This is a genomic window from Paenibacillus marchantiae, assembly GCF_028771845.1.
In the GTDB taxonomy this organism is placed as follows: Bacteria; Bacillota; Bacilli; order Paenibacillales; family Paenibacillaceae; genus Paenibacillus; species Paenibacillus marchantiae.
Genome location: NZ_CP118270.1, coordinates 727,722 through 745,340 on the forward strand (window position 1 = coordinate 727,722; position 17,619 = coordinate 745,340).

Sequence of the window (17,619 nt, forward strand, 5' to 3'; positions counted from 1 at the left end):
TTAAACAGCTTTCCGGGGAGGTGCTTTTCCCGTTTCCTCGAAAAATTTTATTTGCAAACAACAAATTGAAAGCGTTACCATGAAATGATTGGATTCTTCTATAGGCTACCTGTCCATGCTAGAATGCAGGTAGATGTAGTTATAGCGAGAGGGGAAAACGTTTATGAACATCCAATGGATCAGGCAGCTTAATAAACGCATTTTCTCTGGTTCCTACCGCAGTATACGGACCAAGCTGCTCTTCTGTTTTCTCATCGTGACTCTGATTCCACTGCTCTCGCTTGGTGCGTTGTCCTATTACCAATCCGCCAAAATCATCAATTCCCAGTTTGGCAAATATGGTGAAAATGCTGTAGCGCAGTTGGAACAACAAACGAGCTCATCTTTAGGCCGAATGAAACAAATGAGTGAAACGATCTACTCGTATTTGCTTGATCCCGCCCATACAGATCTAAGGAATCAAGCACCTATAAGCTATAGCGAAATCATTGAGAAGAATGACTTTGAAGCCCTACTGAAATCGCTGCGGACGGACCAAACCGCAGGAATCTATATCATTACACCCTCTGGCTATTATTATGGAGAGAACAATTTGGATGTTGCCAAGCTGAGAAATATGCCAGAATGGAAGACAAAACCTGCTTCTTATAAAGGACTATACTGGCTAGGCTTTTATATGCAAAATCACGCAATGAGCAGCTCAGGCGATTCGAATCTCCCCGTCCTTGGGCTCGCTGTTCCGATTCATAATTCCAACGGAACGCAAAACGGCAGTACTATACTCATAGAGGAGAATGCGCAGGAATTAATCCATATGTTCAAACTATTTGAGACAGATACGAAGTCGCATCTGACCATTAAAGCTTCGGACGGAAGGATTGTATATGAAAGCGCATCCAATTTTACGAAGAAGGATAGTGACATTACATGGATTCGGACGCTTGCCGTGAACCAGTGGACCATCGAAGCGAGATTACCTGCCAAAGCCTTCTACTTGTCCTCGGGCATTATTCGGTCGAATACCATTGTCGTAGCCATTATTTCATGTCTGCTTGCCTTTGGATTCGCCTATCTGTTCTCATCGAGGTTTACAGCACGTATTCGTACGCTAAAGGATTCGATGCAGAAGGTCAGCTTCGGTAAGCTGGATACACGGATGCCGATCGAAGGTCGAGATGAGCTAGGTAGCCTTGATATGAGTTTTAACCGGATGGTAAGTGGTGTCCAATCGCTTGTACAAGAAGTGGAACAGAGCGAAAGACTCAAGAAGGAAGCGGAACTGAAGGCTTTTCATTATCAGATTAACCCTCACCTGCTGTTCAATACGTTGAACTCCATTCAGTGGAAGGCCCGTCTGGAAGGGGCTGATGATATCCGTCAGATGTTATATCACTTAACGATGGTGCTGGAAGGAAATCTGGATATATCGCAGGAACTGATCACGGTGGGCAGAGAACTACGCATGATTGAGCATTTCTTGAAAATTCAGGAGATCAGGTACGGAAATGTGTTCAGCTATGAGCTGAATTGCGAAGACTCACTGAAGCAGTATCTGATCCCGCGTATGACTCTGCAGCCGCTGTTTGAAAATATATTTTTCCACGGCTTCACGGATGGGATAGGTGTAATTAAGCTGGATGTCATCGTGGAAAAAAATGAACTTCTGCTGGCTCTCCGGGATAATGGAGCGGGTATGACGGAAGAAAAACGGGAGCGTTTGCTTGTTCCAGATCCAAAACGTCGTGGACGCGGAGGATTAGGCGTCCAGAACGCAGACCAGAAATTCAAACTGCATTTCGGCCCGCAGTACGGGCTTACGGTATTTTCGACTAAGGGTGAAGGTACAGCGATTGTCATTCATTGGCCCAAAGAGGAGGAGCGTCCGGATGGATACAGCAAAGAGAATTAAGGTGCTGATTGCAGATGATGAGAGTATTGTACGGAAAGGCCTACGTTCGACCGTAGCTTGGGAGAAATATGGAATGGAAGTTATAGCTGACGCGCCCAATGGACAAAAAGCCTGGGAAGCCTTTCTGGAGCATCGGCCTGAAATTGTAATAACAGATATTGTAATGCCAGAGATGGATGGCATCGAGCTGTCTCGCAAGATAAAGGAGATGGCGGCGAAGACCAAAATAATTCTGCTCAGTTGCCACCGCGACTTTGAATACGCACAGCAGGGAATTCAACTTGGGGCCTCCGGATATCTTTTGAAAACCGCTTTTGAGGACGAAGAACTTGAAGACATGTTAAAGAAGTTCCAGCAGGAACTGTCTGTCTCCGCTCCCCCCTCTCCAAAAGATGAAGGACGTATGGAAACACTGCTCTTTGCATGGCTGAATGGACATAGCTGTAAATTTCCAGAGGAGCTGGAGAAGCTGCATGGCGGTCAATCGCATTTTAATGGTCAGCCGCTGTTAATATATCTGATTCGAACAGCAGAATGCGGAGCATCTTGGACCGAGCTGCTACAAGAAGCTGAGAAAAATGACCGCAGCATGCGCGAGGGTACGATCATTCCTTATGGAGAAGAATACTACTATTGGATCGTTCCTGATACGCTGCGAGGGTCTGCAGACAGCCTGCTGGTAGAGAGTAAGAGCAAATGCAGTCAGCTGAAGTGGACTCGTAAAGAATCCTTGCTCAACAGCGATGATCTGAAGCAGGCTTTCCAAAACCTTCATAAAGAAGCTGAGCTAGAGAAGCTGTATGGGATATCCTTAAATCATTGGCCAGATCCGATCTGGAAAGCCGTGAATCTACTGTATGCTAATCCCGCAGCTGACTGGTCAGCCAGCGAACTGGCGGAAGAGGTTGGGCTCAGCCGCAGTCATTTCTCCATTCTCTTTAAGAAGGCTGTCGGTGATAGTTTCATTGCCTTCCAATATAAACGGAAACTACGCCTTGCATATGGCTTACTGCGGGATACACATCTAACCATGCAGGAAATTGCGGAACGGACAGGACTTGGAGACAGCAAATATTTTAGCAAATGGTTCAAACGCTGTACGGGTCAGACACCGAGTCATTACCGTGCCCAACAAAAAGACGACAGCTCTCGAACAGATTGACACCTGCTTCAATAATTCGAACAAAATCACAACAACATTCGAATAGATACACGTTTTGAACCGCTTTCAATCGCGTTACGATGAAAGCGGTTCAATTATTATAAACCTCACTGACAGGGAGCTGACAATATGAAAAAAAGAATTTCACACATTGTCCTTGCAACGACGCTAATGGTATCTATACTGTCTGCATGCAGCGGTAACGCTGGAACAGCCAATCCGGAGAACGGCGGTTCGGATCAGACGAAGACGCTTCGTTTTGCAACCTGGGATACGGGAGACGCGCTCAAAATTGAGCAGGATATCGCCAAGAAGTTTGAAGCAGAACATCCCGGTACAAAGGTGCAGGTTGAGGCCTATGCGGACGGATTTGACCAGAAGCTTGCCGCAGGCTTTGGAGCGGGCAACCCGCCAGACGTCATGTACATGTGGGACTTCCCTACTTACCATCAATCTCTTGAACCACTGGATAGTTTCGCAGAAAAAGATAAAGACCTGAAGATAGATGATTTTTACAAAGGATTGTTCAACTATGGAAAAATTGACGATAAGCTATACGGCATTCCGGCCGGCTTCACGACTCGTGTCGTCTATTATAACAAAAAGCTCTTTGATGCTGCCGGTGTCCCTTATCCTAAAGACGGATGGGAATGGAGCGATTTCCAGGATATCGCTAAGAAGCTGACGGACACCTCCAAGAAGCAGTACGGCTTCGGTGCCCGTGCCGAGAATGATACGTATGACTTGCAGGGCTTTGTCTGGAGCAACGGTGGCTCCTTTATTTCCCCAGATGGTAAAACCATCGAGGGCTACATGAACAGTAAAGAAACCGCTGAAGCCATCCAAATGTTTGGTGATATGGTGAAGGACGGCACCGCCGTACTTACAGGTGGTAAAGGCCAGCAAAGCGGTGATGATATCTTTAAAGGCGGTAAGATCGCCATGTGGGAAAGCGGAATCTGGCCGCTCGAATCATTCAAACAAGCGGGAGTTGATGTAGGTACGGTCGAAATTCCGGCTTTTCCAGGCAAACCGGTTAAAGGTGTACTTGCAGAATCTGCCCTGTCTATTGCCAAAGACTCCAAGAACAAAGATCTGGCATGGGAATTCGTTAAATTTTATGTTTCTAATGAATCGATCAAAATGCGTGTTGCTGACCTGCCAGTACGACAAAGTGTTGTAAACGAACTCAAGAAGGATCAAGATCCGCTCTACAAACCTTATTACACCATGCTTGAGCGTTCGGACAATACACCTGCATTTCTACTCAATCCGAAGTGGAATGAAGTGAACCGACAGCTGTCGGCTGCAGTGGAAGCAGTTATGCACGGCAGCAATGCCCAAGAAGCGCTGAATCAGGCGGTTAAGGACAGCGAACGATATTTGAAATAACACTTGTAGAAAGAAGGTTAGGAGATGGCTCAGACCTACCTGCAGAATACATCAGAACCGACAGCTACCCTTAAGGCCTTGAAAAAACGTAGATGGGGTGGGCTTGCACCCTACCTCTTTATCTTCCCTTGGATATTTGGATTTGTTTTCTTCACTTTAGGCCCCCTGCTGTTCTCATTGGTCATTTCATTTTTCGATTGGCCAATCGTCGGTAAGGTAACTTTTATCGGGCTAGACAACTACGTAGAGATGTTTTCGAATGATCCGCTTTTTTGGAAATCTTTATTTGTAACTTTGAAATTTGCAGCCCTCTTCGTTCCGCTCAATATTATAGTCGCACTCGGACTTGCCATGCTGCTTAATCAAAGGGTTAAAGGAAGCGCCATTTTCCGTACGGCATTTTATCTCCCCTCTGTAATTTCAGGTGTTGCGCTTGCTATGATCTGGTCCTGGGTATACAGCGGAGACTATGGAATTCTGAACTACTTCTTGTCTGTCCTGGGTATTCAAGGGCCCGATTGGCTGAATGATACAAACTGGTCGCTTGTTGCAATGGTCGTTGCCAGCCTCTGGGGACAAGGATCGATGATGCTTATTTTCCTAGCTGGACTTAAAGGCATTCCTAAGGACCTGTATGAATCGGCATCAATCGACGGAGCAGGTAAAATCCGAAAGTTCTTGAGTGTAACCATTCCGATGATTACGCCAACCATTCTGTTCAATCTCATTACATCAATTATTGCAGCATTCCAGCAATTAACTCTCGCCCTGCTACTTACGGGAGGCGGGCCAATGAAATCAACCTATTTCTATGCGATGTACATGTATGAGAACGCTTTCAAATATTTTAAGATGGGTTACTCTGCCGCCAACGCCTGGTTTATGTTTCTGATCGTGCTTACCTTGACGTTTCTGGTATTCAAATCTTCGGAAGCCTGGGTGTTCTATGAAGGTGAAATGAAAAAGCAGCCGCAGAAGAAACTTAAGGCCAGTACAAGGGGGCGGTCCTAATGAAAAAAATAGTTGCATACACGTTGCTGATTGGGTTCTCACTGCTATTCATCGCCCCACTGTTCTGGGCGGTGACCACGGCACTGAAATCACCGCAGGAGCTCTATCTGTTCCCTCCCAAATGGATTCCGTCCGTCTGGAAATTCAGTAACTTCGCAGAGGCATGGAACATCCAGCCCTTTAATTTATTTTTGAAAAACACACTGCTCGTTACGGTCTTATCCACCCTTGGACAGCTGATATCCTGTACGCTCGTCGCTTACGGCTTCGCCAGATTCCAGTTCAAGGGGCGTGATTTCCTGTTTCTTGTCGTTCTGGCTACCATGATGATCCCTTGGGAAGTAACGATGATTCCGCAGTATATGGAGTTTAACTATTTGGGTTGGATCAACACACTCAAACCGCTGATTATTCCATCGTGGTTCGGATCTGCCTATTATATCTTTTTGTTGCGGCAGTTCATTATGACCCTCCCCCGGGAGCTGGATGAAGCAGCGACGATTGACGGCGCTAGTAAAATGACGATTCTGCTGCGAATCATCGTACCGCTAATGGGACCTTCGCTGATCCTGGTCTCCGTATTCCAGTTCATGAGTTGTTGGAATGACTATCTGGGACCACTCATTTTCCTGAATGATCAGACGAAATATACGTTAACGCTCGGCCTATCTCAATTTAAGGGCATGTACGGTGTTGATATGCAATCCATCATGGCCATCACCTGCTTAATTTCGATTCCACCACTTGCGATTTTCTTCTTCGCTCAGCGTTACATTGTCGGCGGAATTGCCACGACAGGTATTAAAGGTTAGGACACACAGATAGAGGAAAGGAATGACGATCATGACTGTTATGAACATTGAGCGCGACTGGGATAACCTCAGCGTGCTGGAGAGAAATCGTGCGAAGAGTCGCTCCTATTTTATTCCTCATTCCAATAAAGAAAGTGCTCTGAGCTATGACAGAGGAAGCTCTCCATGGTTCAAATCGCTGAATGGTATTTGGAAATTCCAATTTGCTGAGGGGCCGGATCTGGCCACCCCGGATTTTTATCAAAATAAATATGACACCTCTAGTTGGGATAATATTCGTGTCCCGGGCCACTGGCAGTTGCAAGGATATGGAAGTCCGCATTACACGGATCTCGACTACCCATTCCCTGTTGATCCTCCTCATGTACCTAATGATAATCCAACGGGTAGCTACGTAAGGGAATTTACGCTGCCAGACCATTGGGACGGAAGAGTTGTTTCACTTAAGTTCGACGGTGTAGATAGCGCCTTTCATGTATGGCTGAATGGTTCATTTGTCGGCTACAGCCAAGGCAGCCGCCTGACATCAGAGTTCGATCTGACCCCTTTCCTTCAGGCGGGAATTAACCGATTGGCGGTCCGGGTATACCAGTGGTCTGACGGTAGTTATTTGGAGGACCAGGATATGTGGTGGATGAGTGGCATTTTCCGGGATGTCTATCTGGTTTCCGAGCCTTCAGCATCCCGTATTACAGATTATCGAATTGTAACGGAGCTAGATACAGAGTTTACCAATGCGGTACTGTCGGTCCGCTTAGATCTGGATGGAGAAGAAGTTCAGGGCACGGTACAGTTGCAACTGCTGAATAACGTTGGCGAGCAGATCCTGTCTGCTGAGAAGAATCTAAACCATCCTTCGAGTGTCGAGTTCAATCTGCCTGTGGCGAAGCCTTTTTTATGGAATGCTGAATCTCCTTATTTATATCATCTAATCATTTCAGTGGTTGATTCGAAGAATCAGGTTATAGAAACGATTGCCCAGCGAGTTGGGTTCCGCCGTGTGGAAGTCAAGGATGGACAGTTCTTGGTGAATGGAGTACCGATCCTTCTCAAAGGAGTAAACCGGCATGACCATCATCCAGATACGGGACGAACCGTCACGGTAACCACCATGTTCGAAGATATTCAAATGATGAAGCAGCACAATATCAATGCGGTGCGGACAGCACATTATCCGAACGACCCGCGGTTCTATGATCTGTGTGATGAGTATGGGTTATACGTTATGGAAGAGACGGACCTGGAGACACACGGCTTTGAGCCGCTGGGTAATATTTCACGACTTAGTGACGACCCCGCTTGGAAGGATGCTTATGTTGACCGCATCCGCCGTATGGTGGAGCGCGACAAGAATCACCCTTCCGTGATTTTCTGGTCGCTTGGCAATGAATCGGGATTCGGCTGCAATTTCCGTGCGATGTCTGAATGGTGCAAAGCCAATGATTCCACACGTCTTATCCATTATGAAGAAGACCGTGAAGCAGAAGTCTGTGATGTGGTGAGCACGATGTATTCTTCTGTGGAGAAAATGGAAGGATTCGGCCAGCTAACCGATCATCCGAAACCGCATATTCTATGCGAATTTGCCCATGCGATGGGCAATGGGCCCGGAGGGTTACGGACGTATTTTGACACCTTTGATGCTTATCGGCGTCTTCAAGGCGGCTTTGTCTGGGAATGGATCGATCATGGGCTGAGCAGAAAATCAATCGATGGCAAGGCTGACTACGCTTACGGCGGAGATTACGGAGATGTACCGAATAACAGTAATTTTGTTATTGACGGGCTGGTTCGCCCAGACCGTACCCCCTCTCCGGGACTCATTGAATATAAGAAAATCATCGAACCTGTGAGGGTCGAATTAATAGACGCAGGAAAGATTCGCGTAACGAATCGGTATGATTTCGTGACTTTAGATCATCTACAGGTTCATTACAGTATCACGGCTGATGGAAGAACCATAAACAGTGGTGCACTCGTACTTCCTCAGATTGGTCCGGGTGATAGCGCAAACGTATTGATTCCACATTTGAATTTAACAGATCAACAGTCGATTCATCTTGAGCCGGGTACGGAGATGTGGCTGAATGTCGGATTTACGCTGGCAGCAGACTGCGCTTGGGCGGAACAGGGGCATGAGGTGGCTTGGGCGCAGTTTGCACTGCCGAATCATTCCACCTCAGCCGTATCTCCCTCATCCCTGCTGTCTGTAGAGCAGAAGTTGTCAGTTACCGAAGAAGGGCGAGAGCTAATCCTTACGAATGACAGTTTCCGTATTTCTTTTAATCGTCTACGTGCAGGGGTCACCTCACTTCACCTGAACGGAAAGGAACTCATTCAACATGGACCACGACTGAATTTCTGGCGTGCTCCCATTGATAACGATATGTATGTGCTCCCGGATTGGCGCAAGGCACACCTCGATCGACTGACCGAGCGGATAGACGACTTCCGCTGGGATCGATTGAATGAAACATCTGTGCGTATGACTTGGACTTCACGCATAGCACCTCCTGTCTACGATTGGGGCTTCCGCTGTGAAACGTCCTATACGGTTACTGCAAGCGGACTAATCATTATAGATGTGAAGGGAATGCCGGAAGGAACACCACCTGCTATGCTCCCGAAAATCGGTCTTCAGATGAAAGTTCCCGGTGATATAGATCGTGTGAAATGGTATGGCCGTGGGCCGGGAGAGAGCTATTCGGATAGCCGGGAGGCCGGACGCTTCGGCGTATATCAGAGCAGTGTAGATGGATTGTTCACGTCATATATTTATCCCCAAGAGAATGGAAATCGGACAGATGTAAGATGGGTTTCGATTGCCGATGGAGCAGGAATCGGTCTGCTGGCGGCAGGAGCGCCAACGCTTGATTTCAGCGCTAGACGTTACACGGATGGTGATCTGGAGAAGGCGCAGCATATGAGCGATTTGGCACCTCGTGATTTCATTACTCTGAATCTGGATTACCGACAGAACGGACTGGGAAGTAATAGCTGCGGCCCAGCACAGTCGCCTGAGAATACAGTTAAACCGGAAGCGTTCCGGTTCCGTATCTTGCTTCAGGCGTATATGGCGGAGGATAGCTCTCCTGAAAGGCTGAGCCGCCGAATGAGTACAGAAGCGATGCAATATGAAATGGAGGAAGATAAAGATGCTTAATACACAGGACGTTTTGAATTTATCTGGCAAGGTAGCCGTCGTTACTGGTGGGGCATCAGGCATTGGGCTGGCCACCGCTGAGCTTCTAGCGAGCTTCGGGGCACATGCTGTCTTGATTGATATTAATGAGGCTGCGGGTAACGAGGCAGTCGCCAGTATCCGTGAACAGGGAGGTCAGGCCAGCTTTTACTGCTGCAACGTGACCTCTGCCGCAGATTGTGAACGCACAGCTTCAGAGATCAAATCGACTCTTGGAGGAATTCATGTCCTGTTCAATAACGCAGGGGTTATTCGCCGCAAAACGGTTACCGAGTTGGATGAAAGAGACTGGGATCTTGTACTAGATGTCTCACTCAAAGGTGTCTTTCTCCTTTCTAAATATGTAATTCCCATTATGGAGCAAAGCGGTGGCGGTAGCATCATTAACACAGGCTCAGGTTGGGGACTGAAAGGTGGAGACCGCGCAGCAGCTTATTGTGCAGCAAAAGCAGGCGTTGTTAATCTGACGCGCGCCATGGCTATCGACCATGGAGCGGCGAATATTCGAGTCAACTGTGTATCACCAGGAGATACGGATACACCACTCCTGCGTGACGAAGCGAAGCAGCTGCAGCAGGATGAGTCAGCATTTCTGGTTGCCTCTGCAGGAGGCAGACCGCTGGAGCGTCTAGGTACACCGCGTGATATCGCGAATGCCGTATTGTTCCTAGCGAGTGACTTATCCTCATGGGTAACAGGCAGTGTGCTCGTTGTTGACGGAGGCGGGATCGCTTAGGACGATAAGAATTACCATTTTCCCAACATATGAACGGAGGCGTTAATTGTGGCTGACAACAAAACATATGCCCATCCCTATATTCCAAATACCGTTCCGGAGGTCCGGGACGCGATGCTGAAAGAAATTGGTTTAACGTCTATGGAGCAACTCCACGACGCGATCCCTGACAGCCTGAAGCTGAAGCGGGAGATGGACCTTCCGCCAGCCATGAACGAGTATGAACTGCGCCGACATATTGATGGACTGTTAGCAAAGAACAAGCACAGTGGAGATTATCTTAATTTTCTGGGTGCAGGATGCTGGCAGCATTTCATCCCGGCTGTATGCGACGAGATCAATCAGCGTTCTGAGTTCGTGACGGCCTATGCCGGAGAACCTTACGAAGACCATGGTCGATTCCAAGCCCTATTCGAATATCAGAGCCTGCTTGCCGAGCTCGTGGACATGGATGTCGTAAATGTTCCAACCTTTGACTGGGCTCAGGCGGCTTCCACCGCGATTCGGATGGCTGGGCGTATTACAGGGCGCAAAACCGTGCTGCTCCCGCGTTCCGTAGATCCGGATAAGGCGGCGATTATTCGTAATTACTGTACTCCGGTAATGGAGATTCAGTATGTTGACATCGATCAGGTAACAGGACGAATGGATCTGAATGATCTGAGCAGCAAATTAAATGACGATACGGCGGCAGTATACTTTGAAAATCCCTGTTATCTTGGAATCATTGAGGATCAGGGTGCCGAGATATCTGAACTAGCTCATAAGATTAATGCCGTTTCTATTGTAGGTGTTGATCCCATATCACTTGGAGTTCTGGAGCCTCCGGGCCATTACGGGGCCGATATCATTTGCGGAGATTTACAGCCGCTGGGTATGCATATGAACTTTGGCGGTGGGCAGGCTGGCTTCATTGCAACACGTGATGAGGAAAAATACGTAATGGAATACCCTTCCCGGCTATTTGGCATCGTGCCAACCGAAGTGGAAGGCGAATATGGCTTCGGAGATGTGGCCTATGAACGTACATCATTCGCTCTTCGGGAGAAAGGCAAGGAATCGGTAGGAACTCAGACCGCATTATGGGGCATTACGGCAGGAGTATATCTGGCTCTTCTCGGTCCTGCTGGAATGCAAGAGGTTGGCAGCACCATTATCCAGAAATCGCATTACGCTGCAAAACAGATATCACGAATTCCAGGTGTATCTCTTCACTTCGAAAATGGCACCTTTTTCAAAGAGTTTGTTGTTGATTTTAATGATACAGGTCTAACCGTTGATGAGATCAACCAAAGATTAATGGAGACAGGAATTTTCGGAGGTAAGGATCTGTCTTTATCCTACCCATCATGGGGTCAATGTGCACTGTACTGCGTTACGGAAACGCATACCCAGGCGGATTTGGACCGACTCGTCGATACTCTTCGTTCCATTGTCAGCACGTCATAACGATCATATAGAGGAGGACTGAACGCCATGAAACGAATTCGCAGAGATCATAAGGTTCGGAAGTTTCACCAAGCTAAATGGGATGAGCCCGTTATCTTTGAACTTCACCGACCCGGGGAGCGAGGCGTCGTGCCGCCGGGAACGGAAGCGACTGTAGCAGCTGAAGTAGGCTCCGCAGAAGACAACATACCGGCATCCATGTGGCGGCGCACTATTCCCGCTTTGCCAGAAATCGGGCAGGCAAAGGTACTGCGGCATTATCTGAGATTATCCCAGGAAACGCTGGGATCGGATATGAACGTGGAGATTGGTCAGGGAACCTGCACGATGAAATATATTCCCCGGATTAACGAAATGCTTATCCGAAATCCACGTATGACCGAGCTTCATCCGCTACAAGATGTGGATTCTGTTCAGGGGATGCTGGAGATATTCCACAATCTCGATCTGGCAATGCGAGAGATTTCGGGTATGGATGCGTTCTCCTTTCAGCCGAGTAGCGGAACCCAGGCACTTCTGGCTATGGCCTCCATCGTTCGCGCCTATCATGATTCGCGCGGTGAAGGTGAGCAACGTGATGAGATTATTACAACGATCTTCTCTCATCCTTCGCAAGCCGCTACAGCTGCGGTTAAGGGATATAAGATTATTACGTTGCATCCAGACGAGAATGGATTCCCGGACCTTGAGAAGCTGAAGAACGTTGTCTCCGAGCGGACTGCCGGATTTGTTGTGGCTAATCCAGAGGACACAGGCATCTACAATCATCGTATCCGAGAATTTACGGATGTCGTGCACGAAGCTGGTGGTGTCTGCTACTATGATCAGGCTAACGCCAATGGCCTGCTCGGAATTACACGAGCGAAGGAAGCGGGTTTTGATATGTGCTTTTTCAATCTTCACAAAACCTTTGCTGCGCCCCATATGTGCGGTGGTCCTGCTACGGGCGCTCTCGGAGTGACGGAAGAATTGAAGAATTTCATGCCCGGCCCTTTGGTGGATAAGGAAGATGACGGACGTTATATTTTGAGAGATCAAACGGAAGTCAGCATTGGTAAGGTACGGAGTTTTCACGGTGTAGCCCAAACTGTACTCCGCTCCTACGCCTGGATTATGAGCCTCGGACCGGACGGTCTGAAGGATGTCGCTCAGGTGGCGGTGCTGAATAACAACTATCTATATCATAAAATTGTTCAAATACGAGGAGCGAGTGCCCCGTATGTCCAAGGACGCCGTTTAGAACAGGTCCGCTACAGCTGGAAACAACTCACGGATGAGACTGGAGTGACGACGGAGGATATTACGCGAAGAATGTGCGATTTTGGCTTGCATTACTGGACCTCTCATCACCCGTATATTGTTCCACAGCCGTTCACACTGGAGCCAACGGAATCCTATTCCAAGGAGGATCTCGACGAATATATCCATGCGCTGGAGCATATCTCAAATGAAGCCTATACTCAGCCAGATATCGTCAAATCAGCTCCGCATAACAGTACGGTGCATCGCAATGACGAATCATCTTTGGACGACCCGAAACAATGGTGTATTACTTGGCGTGCATATTTGAAAAAAACACAGCCAGAGCTTCACTAACTGCATTAGCATGTACGCTGTAGCTACTCTTATTGTGCATATAGAGGAACATTAATATTACTCGTTTTATAAATAGACAGAAAAGCAGCGCCCCTCAACCGTGTTGAGGGGCGCTTTAATATGATTCTATAGCTTTCAGTGGAGTTAAGATAACGATCTCTCCGGTTCCTCTTCCCCGTTTACACCTATTTTCTTATTCACTCAGCATGGACTGTGTGAAACTGATCCACTCCCGGGTTGCAAAGGATAAATATCGGTCCTTCCGCCAAATCATGCCGAGCTGCCACGGAATCACAGGTTCCATCACAGGTATAATGCGCACACGCATATGATCCACCTCACGGCAGATCGTTTCTGGCAGCAAAGCCACACCCAGATTGGCCGCTACCATTGCACTGAGCAGGTCCCATTGGGAGCTCTCGTACACCACCCGAGGCTGGAATCCCGCATGCTGACAGGCGGCGATAATCCGGTCATGCAGCGCAAAATCTTCCCGAAACAGCACAAATGCATCATGCTCCAGCTCGCGCAGCGCGATGGACTCTTTGCCCGCAAGCGGGTGTGAAGGGTGTACGATCAGATTCAGTTTCTCTTCCACAAAAACAAAGTGGTCCACGAGTTCATCCACGGTAGGCAGAACGGAGACACCAATATCCAGTGCACCACTAATCACATCGGCCTCTACTTTTTTGGCACCGTCTTCGAAGAGCTGAATGGTTACCTGTGGGTAAGCTTTATGAAATTCACCGATAATCATCGGAAAAAAGCTCGAACCTATCATCGGCGGCAAGCCGATCCGCAGGTGTCCTTTCTTCAGATTCATCAAGTCATCCAATTCGGACGATAAGCTGCGAAATGACTTTTCAATCTCCAGCGCCTGCCGAAAAAAGACATGCCCTGCATCCGTTAACGCTACCTTCTTGCCATAACGATCAAGCAGCGTTACGCCCAATTCGTCTTCCAAGCTTTTGACGGTTTTGCTAATCGTCGGTTGTGTAATGAACAGCACTTCGGCCGCTTTGGTGAAGCTTTGCTGCCGCGCAACTTCCAGAAAATATTGCAAATGGCGGATATCCATCGTCTGATCCCCATCTCTCATAGATAAATGGAATGGTAAACATTCTTAATATGCATTTTACTCATGAAAGAATGCGATGTAAAATTTGTGATATCAAGTGAATCATTTTCATAATACATTTGTCTGCTTCAATCAGGGCTAGATATAGATCAAAACGATTCAATTGGTCTATATCTAGTTACTTAAATTCACTTTTAGTGAGTTATGAAATTGATTCAAACAATGCTTCCATTCATTTTCATAAACAACTCAAAATCATCACGTTCATTATACAAGGAGGGATTGAAGTGAAGAAATGGGGCCTTGGCATTTTGCAAGTTGCGCTCTTGATGGCCTTTTCACTGCTCATGGACCAGTTGGCCCGTGCTCTCCATCTACCTGTACCAGGTTCAATACTCGGTATGATCGTGCTATTCATTCTGCTTCAGACCCGGGTCGTGAAGCTGCGCTGGATCGAAATTGGAGCTGCCTGGCTGCTCGGTGAGCTGCTGCTGTTTTTCATCCCGTCAGCCGTTGGCATTATGAACTACATGCCCATGCTGGAGCAAGATGGACTGCAAATTTTGTTTATTGTTCTGCTTAGCACATTTCTGGTCATGGCCTGCACAGGCCTTGTTGCCACCCGAATCGCCAAACGAAAGGAGCGTCACACCGGATGATTGGATTCCTCTGTCTCTTGTTAACCGTCGGTATTTACTTGGTCGCCAAACGCATGTATCGCAACCTGCCCAAAGTGTATCTGTCTCCGCTGCTGATTACGCCGCTTCTTGTCGTCGGTGTGCTGCTCGCAACAGGCACGGATTACGCAGCCTACAGCAGTGGTGGTAAATGGCTAAGTTTGCTGCTTCAACCGGCAACGGTAGCCTTCGCTATTCCGCTCTATACATTCTTCCATGTACTCAAAAAACATATTTCCGAGATCGTCTTCAGCGTTATGACGGGCTCCGTTGTGGCGGTCCTCTCTTCTGCCCTGCTCGCCAAATGGCTGCGCCTGGACTCCGGACTCATTCATAGTCTGATCCCAAGATCGATCACGACCCCTATTGCCATGAATGTATCGGCTACCATTGGAGGCATTCCGGCGGTTACGGCGGTTTTTGTCATCATGACCGGTCTGCTGGGGGCGATTATGGGGCCATCCATTGTGAAAATGCTGCGTATTGATGGTGAGATTGCACGTGGAACGCTGCTTGGAACCGGTGCCCATGGAACAGGCACATCCAAGGCTTTTGAGCTCAGTTCACTGACAGGTACCATCTCCAGCATCTCCATGGTACTGGCCGCATTGTTCACATTAGCGGTTGCACCCGTGCTATCCAAACTTATTTTCCCATAATAGATGGAATTAACCCTATTTCTTGAAATATTATTGTTGTATTAAAGCCCTTTCTTCCTTACAATAAGGACAGGTTTTAATTGTGAATATTGCGGGGGAGATGCGATGAAAAGAACCGGAATGAAGAGATCTCTGGACCGCCTTGGACGAATTGTCCTTCCCAAAGAAATGCGGGATACGATGGAAATCCATATCGGCGATCCGCTCGAGTTTTTCATTGAAGGGAAAGAGTTGATTTTGAGAAAGTACAAATCAACATTGTGTATTTTTTGCGGTGATGTGGATACTGAAATGTATTTCAAAGAGCAATTCATCTGCCGGACTTGTGCAATTCAATTAAAACACCCGGATGACACTCCCGATTGGTTCGTTCCTCCAAACAAACAGGCTCCTGCACCCGTGGAGCGTCCTGCTACCGAATCCGCCACAGTCTCATCTCCCGCATGGGAAGAAGGGACTACAGCTGCCAACCATGAGTACCCGGACCTGCGGCCGAAGACGGCACGCATGCTGCAACAGATGAAGGAAATTGTTGAACAGAATCCTGGTTTGGCTCAACAGCAAATTGCGGAAAAGCTTGGCATTAGCCAAGGACGCGTCTCCCAACTTAAAAAACTACTATAATAGGAATTTATTCGATTATTTATTAATCAGGAGACCTTCCGTTTCAAGAAGTCCCGTTGCAAGAGAACCCTTTGAAATCCGTGGGTTCTTCTTTTTTTTGAGATAAACGTAAAAAAGACGACTACCGCTTAATCACAGTGGTCATCTTTTTCAATATTCGTTACTCCAGCGTCTAACTCTTTAGACCTGCACGAGATCCATATCCATTTCTTCTGCTTCCAGTTTACGCATGCCCATAATAAGAACGACAATGTTGGCAACCAGTAGCACTGCCGGGAAAGGAACAGCCGTATATTGTCCGTAAATCAGATGACTTCCCACAGCCCCAATCAGAATAAACGTCAATACTCCTGAAGCCAGAATACGAGTTCGTGGAATCAACAGACCCACCGCACTGAGCAGCTCTACTGCACCAATGAGATACATCGTCCATGTAGGATAAGAGAAACCTTCGAAAGTCTTCACCATCATCTCTGCTCCACTAACCTTGTTAACCCCCGCCATTACAAACACACCTGCAAGCACAACCAACGCAATATATCCCAAAATTCTTAAGCCTTTGTTCATATGTATAATCCTCCTGAAAATGAATGTCCATATCCATCTGTTGTATAAAAAGCAATCTATGTAAAAGTTACTGCGTAACTCTATTTTTAAAATGGGCAGTTTGCACTGCAAAAAAAGGTACGTGCTGAAATTATACATATTAATAATTATTAACTTACTTTTATGAAGTGAGTATATAATAATAACATTATTTATTCAAGTAATTTTTTGACGAATAGTGTATAATACATACAAAAGGTATGTTACAGTACATTTTGTAGTAACATGTTGACTTCATTGTCCCTTACTTTGGTCAGAGCGGCAGAAAGCCACGCACTTTTATATATACGAATATACGAAGAAATCCATCAATACTTGAATCGAGGTGAACACGTTGAAGCTGAGAAAAGTAAAATCACCAAGTCCCTGTCTCATTACTCAGGCCATGGATATCATCGGTAAGAAATGGGTACTGCTCATCATGTACCAACTGTTATCCGGACCGAAACGATTCACAGAGCTGGAAGCAGAAATGGCGATTAGCGGTCGGTTATTATCCGAACGTCTAAAGGAGATGGAAATGGAAGGTATCGTAACCCGGCATATGTATCCTGAAATTCCGCCCCGCGTAGAGTATGAATTGACGCCCAAAGGAAGAGCCATCGAACCCGTCATCAATCAGATTTACAACTGGTCCTCAGACTGGTTGAAACAGCAGCAGTCTACTAAGTAGCCAGATTCTGATTCATGTACAACACAAAGACGC

The 17,619-nt window shown here is 47.2% G+C and carries 15 protein-coding genes; 13 read left to right on the forward strand and 2 right to left on the reverse strand.

The annotated features are described in order from the left end of the window. The first annotated feature begins 163 nt into the window (after window positions 1-163). The 9 genes from PTQ21_RS03345 to gcvPB all read left to right on the forward strand — a co-directional run bounded on the left by PTQ21_RS03345 (window position 164) and on the right by gcvPB (window position 13,269). Window positions 164-1,909 (forward strand): sensor histidine kinase, encoded by a 1,746-nt coding sequence (locus PTQ21_RS03345; protein WP_274568806.1) that lies wholly within the window; start codon window positions 164-166, stop codon window positions 1,907-1,909. Further along, window positions 1,887-3,071 (forward strand): response regulator transcription factor, encoded by a 1,185-nt coding sequence (locus tag PTQ21_RS03350; protein WP_274568807.1) that lies wholly within the window; start codon window positions 1,887-1,889, stop codon window positions 3,069-3,071. The genes PTQ21_RS03345 and PTQ21_RS03350 overlap by 23 nt, the downstream gene beginning before the upstream one ends. A gap of 129 nt (window positions 3,072-3,200) precedes the next feature. After that, a complete protein-coding gene (locus PTQ21_RS03355; protein WP_274568808.1) occupies window positions 3,201-4,463 on the forward strand; it encodes an ABC transporter substrate-binding protein in 1,263 nt (420 codons plus the stop codon). 24 nt (window positions 4,464-4,487) lie between these two features. Next, window positions 4,488-5,474: a carbohydrate ABC transporter permease gene (locus PTQ21_RS03360; protein ID WP_063567326.1), complete on the forward strand. Its 987-nt coding sequence runs from the start codon at window positions 4,488-4,490 to the stop codon at window positions 5,472-5,474. Beyond that, window positions 5,474-6,286 (forward strand): carbohydrate ABC transporter permease, encoded by an 813-nt coding sequence (locus tag PTQ21_RS03365; RefSeq protein ID WP_163755485.1) that lies wholly within the window; start codon window positions 5,474-5,476, stop codon window positions 6,284-6,286. The genes PTQ21_RS03360 and PTQ21_RS03365 overlap by 1 nt, the downstream gene beginning before the upstream one ends. Before the next feature lie 31 nt (window positions 6,287-6,317). Beyond that, window positions 6,318-9,449, forward strand: coding sequence for a beta-galactosidase, LacZ type (lacZ, locus tag PTQ21_RS03370; protein WP_274568813.1), 3,132 nt, complete (start codon window positions 6,318-6,320; stop codon window positions 9,447-9,449). Then, complete coding sequence (locus PTQ21_RS03375; protein WP_072733726.1) at window positions 9,442-10,224, forward strand: SDR family NAD(P)-dependent oxidoreductase; 783 nt, start codon at window positions 9,442-9,444, stop codon at window positions 10,222-10,224. The genes lacZ and PTQ21_RS03375 overlap by 8 nt, the downstream gene beginning before the upstream one ends. A gap of 114 nt (window positions 10,225-10,338) precedes the next feature. Next, complete coding sequence (gcvPA, locus tag PTQ21_RS03380) at window positions 10,339-11,673, forward strand: aminomethyl-transferring glycine dehydrogenase subunit GcvPA (protein ID WP_244552138.1); 1,335 nt, start codon at window positions 10,339-10,341, stop codon at window positions 11,671-11,673. Between the two features lie 27 nt (window positions 11,674-11,700). Then, window positions 11,701-13,269, forward strand: coding sequence for an aminomethyl-transferring glycine dehydrogenase subunit GcvPB (gene gcvPB, locus PTQ21_RS03385; protein ID WP_072733728.1), 1,569 nt, complete (start codon window positions 11,701-11,703; stop codon window positions 13,267-13,269). A 193-nt stretch (window positions 13,270-13,462) separates the two neighbouring features. On the opposite strand, the gene cidR is transcribed toward gcvPB, so the two are convergent. Then, window positions 13,463-14,347 (reverse strand): cidABC operon transcriptional activator CidR, encoded by an 885-nt coding sequence (cidR, locus tag PTQ21_RS03390; protein WP_079695497.1) that lies wholly within the window; start codon window positions 14,345-14,347, stop codon window positions 13,463-13,465. A 287-nt stretch (window positions 14,348-14,634) separates the two neighbouring features. Between cidR and PTQ21_RS03395 the strand changes: the two genes are divergently transcribed. The 3 genes from PTQ21_RS03395 to PTQ21_RS03405 all read left to right on the forward strand — a co-directional run bounded on the left by PTQ21_RS03395 (window position 14,635) and on the right by PTQ21_RS03405 (window position 16,307). After that, window positions 14,635-15,006, forward strand: coding sequence for a CidA/LrgA family protein (locus PTQ21_RS03395; RefSeq protein ID WP_063567332.1), 372 nt, complete (start codon window positions 14,635-14,637; stop codon window positions 15,004-15,006). Next, entirely contained in the window at window positions 15,003-15,683 is a 681-nt protein-coding gene (locus tag PTQ21_RS03400) for a CidB/LrgB family autolysis modulator (RefSeq protein WP_063567333.1), read from the forward strand. The genes PTQ21_RS03395 and PTQ21_RS03400 overlap by 4 nt, the downstream gene beginning before the upstream one ends. A gap of 105 nt (window positions 15,684-15,788) precedes the next feature. After that, complete coding sequence (locus tag PTQ21_RS03405; protein ID WP_064641751.1) at window positions 15,789-16,307, forward strand: AbrB/MazE/SpoVT family DNA-binding domain-containing protein; 519 nt, start codon at window positions 15,789-15,791, stop codon at window positions 16,305-16,307. A gap of 180 nt (window positions 16,308-16,487) precedes the next feature. On the opposite strand, the gene PTQ21_RS03410 is transcribed toward PTQ21_RS03405, so the two are convergent. Continuing rightward, window positions 16,488-16,874 (reverse strand): DoxX family protein, encoded by a 387-nt coding sequence (locus PTQ21_RS03410; RefSeq protein ID WP_274568816.1) that lies wholly within the window; start codon window positions 16,872-16,874, stop codon window positions 16,488-16,490. A 424-nt stretch (window positions 16,875-17,298) separates the two neighbouring features. On the opposite strand from PTQ21_RS03410, the gene PTQ21_RS03415 reads away from it, so the two are divergent. Further along, window positions 17,299-17,586, forward strand: coding sequence for a winged helix-turn-helix transcriptional regulator (locus tag PTQ21_RS03415; protein ID WP_062321783.1), 288 nt, complete (start codon window positions 17,299-17,301; stop codon window positions 17,584-17,586). The last annotated feature ends 33 nt before the right edge of the window (window positions 17,587-17,619 follow it).

What these genes read in the sequence shown, in the direction of transcription:
- PTQ21_RS03345 (WP_274568806.1), top strand. Translation starts at nt 164, where the DNA reads ATGAACATCCAATGGATCAGGCAGCTTAATAAACGCATTTTCTCTGGT.
- PTQ21_RS03400 (WP_063567333.1), top strand. Translation starts at nt 15,003, where the DNA reads ATGATTGGATTCCTCTGTCTCTTGTTAACCGTCGGTATTTACTTGGTC.
- PTQ21_RS03375 (WP_072733726.1), top strand. Translation starts at nt 9,442, where the DNA reads ATGCTTAATACACAGGACGTTTTGAATTTATCTGGCAAGGTAGCCGTC.
- gcvPA (WP_244552138.1), top strand. Translation starts at nt 10,339, where the DNA reads ATGCTGAAAGAAATTGGTTTAACGTCTATGGAGCAACTCCACGACGCG.
- gcvPB (WP_072733728.1), top strand. Translation starts at nt 11,701, where the DNA reads ATGAAACGAATTCGCAGAGATCATAAGGTTCGGAAGTTTCACCAAGCT.
- PTQ21_RS03415 (WP_062321783.1), top strand. Translation starts at nt 17,299, where the DNA reads ATGGATATCATCGGTAAGAAATGGGTACTGCTCATCATGTACCAACTG.
- PTQ21_RS03360 (WP_063567326.1), top strand. Translation starts at nt 4,488, where the DNA reads ATGGCTCAGACCTACCTGCAGAATACATCAGAACCGACAGCTACCCTT.
- lacZ (WP_274568813.1), top strand. Translation starts at nt 6,318, where the DNA reads ATGACTGTTATGAACATTGAGCGCGACTGGGATAACCTCAGCGTGCTG.
- PTQ21_RS03410 (WP_274568816.1), bottom strand. Translation starts at nt 16,874, where the DNA reads ATGAACAAAGGCTTAAGAATTTTGGGATATATTGCGTTGGTTGTGCTT.
- PTQ21_RS03355 (WP_274568808.1), top strand. Translation starts at nt 3,201, where the DNA reads ATGAAAAAAAGAATTTCACACATTGTCCTTGCAACGACGCTAATGGTA.
- cidR (WP_079695497.1), bottom strand. Translation starts at nt 14,347, where the DNA reads ATGGATATCCGCCATTTGCAATATTTTCTGGAAGTTGCGCGGCAGCAA.
- PTQ21_RS03405 (WP_064641751.1), top strand. Translation starts at nt 15,789, where the DNA reads ATGAAAAGAACCGGAATGAAGAGATCTCTGGACCGCCTTGGACGAATT.
- PTQ21_RS03365 (WP_163755485.1), top strand. Translation starts at nt 5,474, where the DNA reads ATGAAAAAAATAGTTGCATACACGTTGCTGATTGGGTTCTCACTGCTA.
- PTQ21_RS03350 (WP_274568807.1), top strand. Translation starts at nt 1,887, where the DNA reads ATGGATACAGCAAAGAGAATTAAGGTGCTGATTGCAGATGATGAGAGT.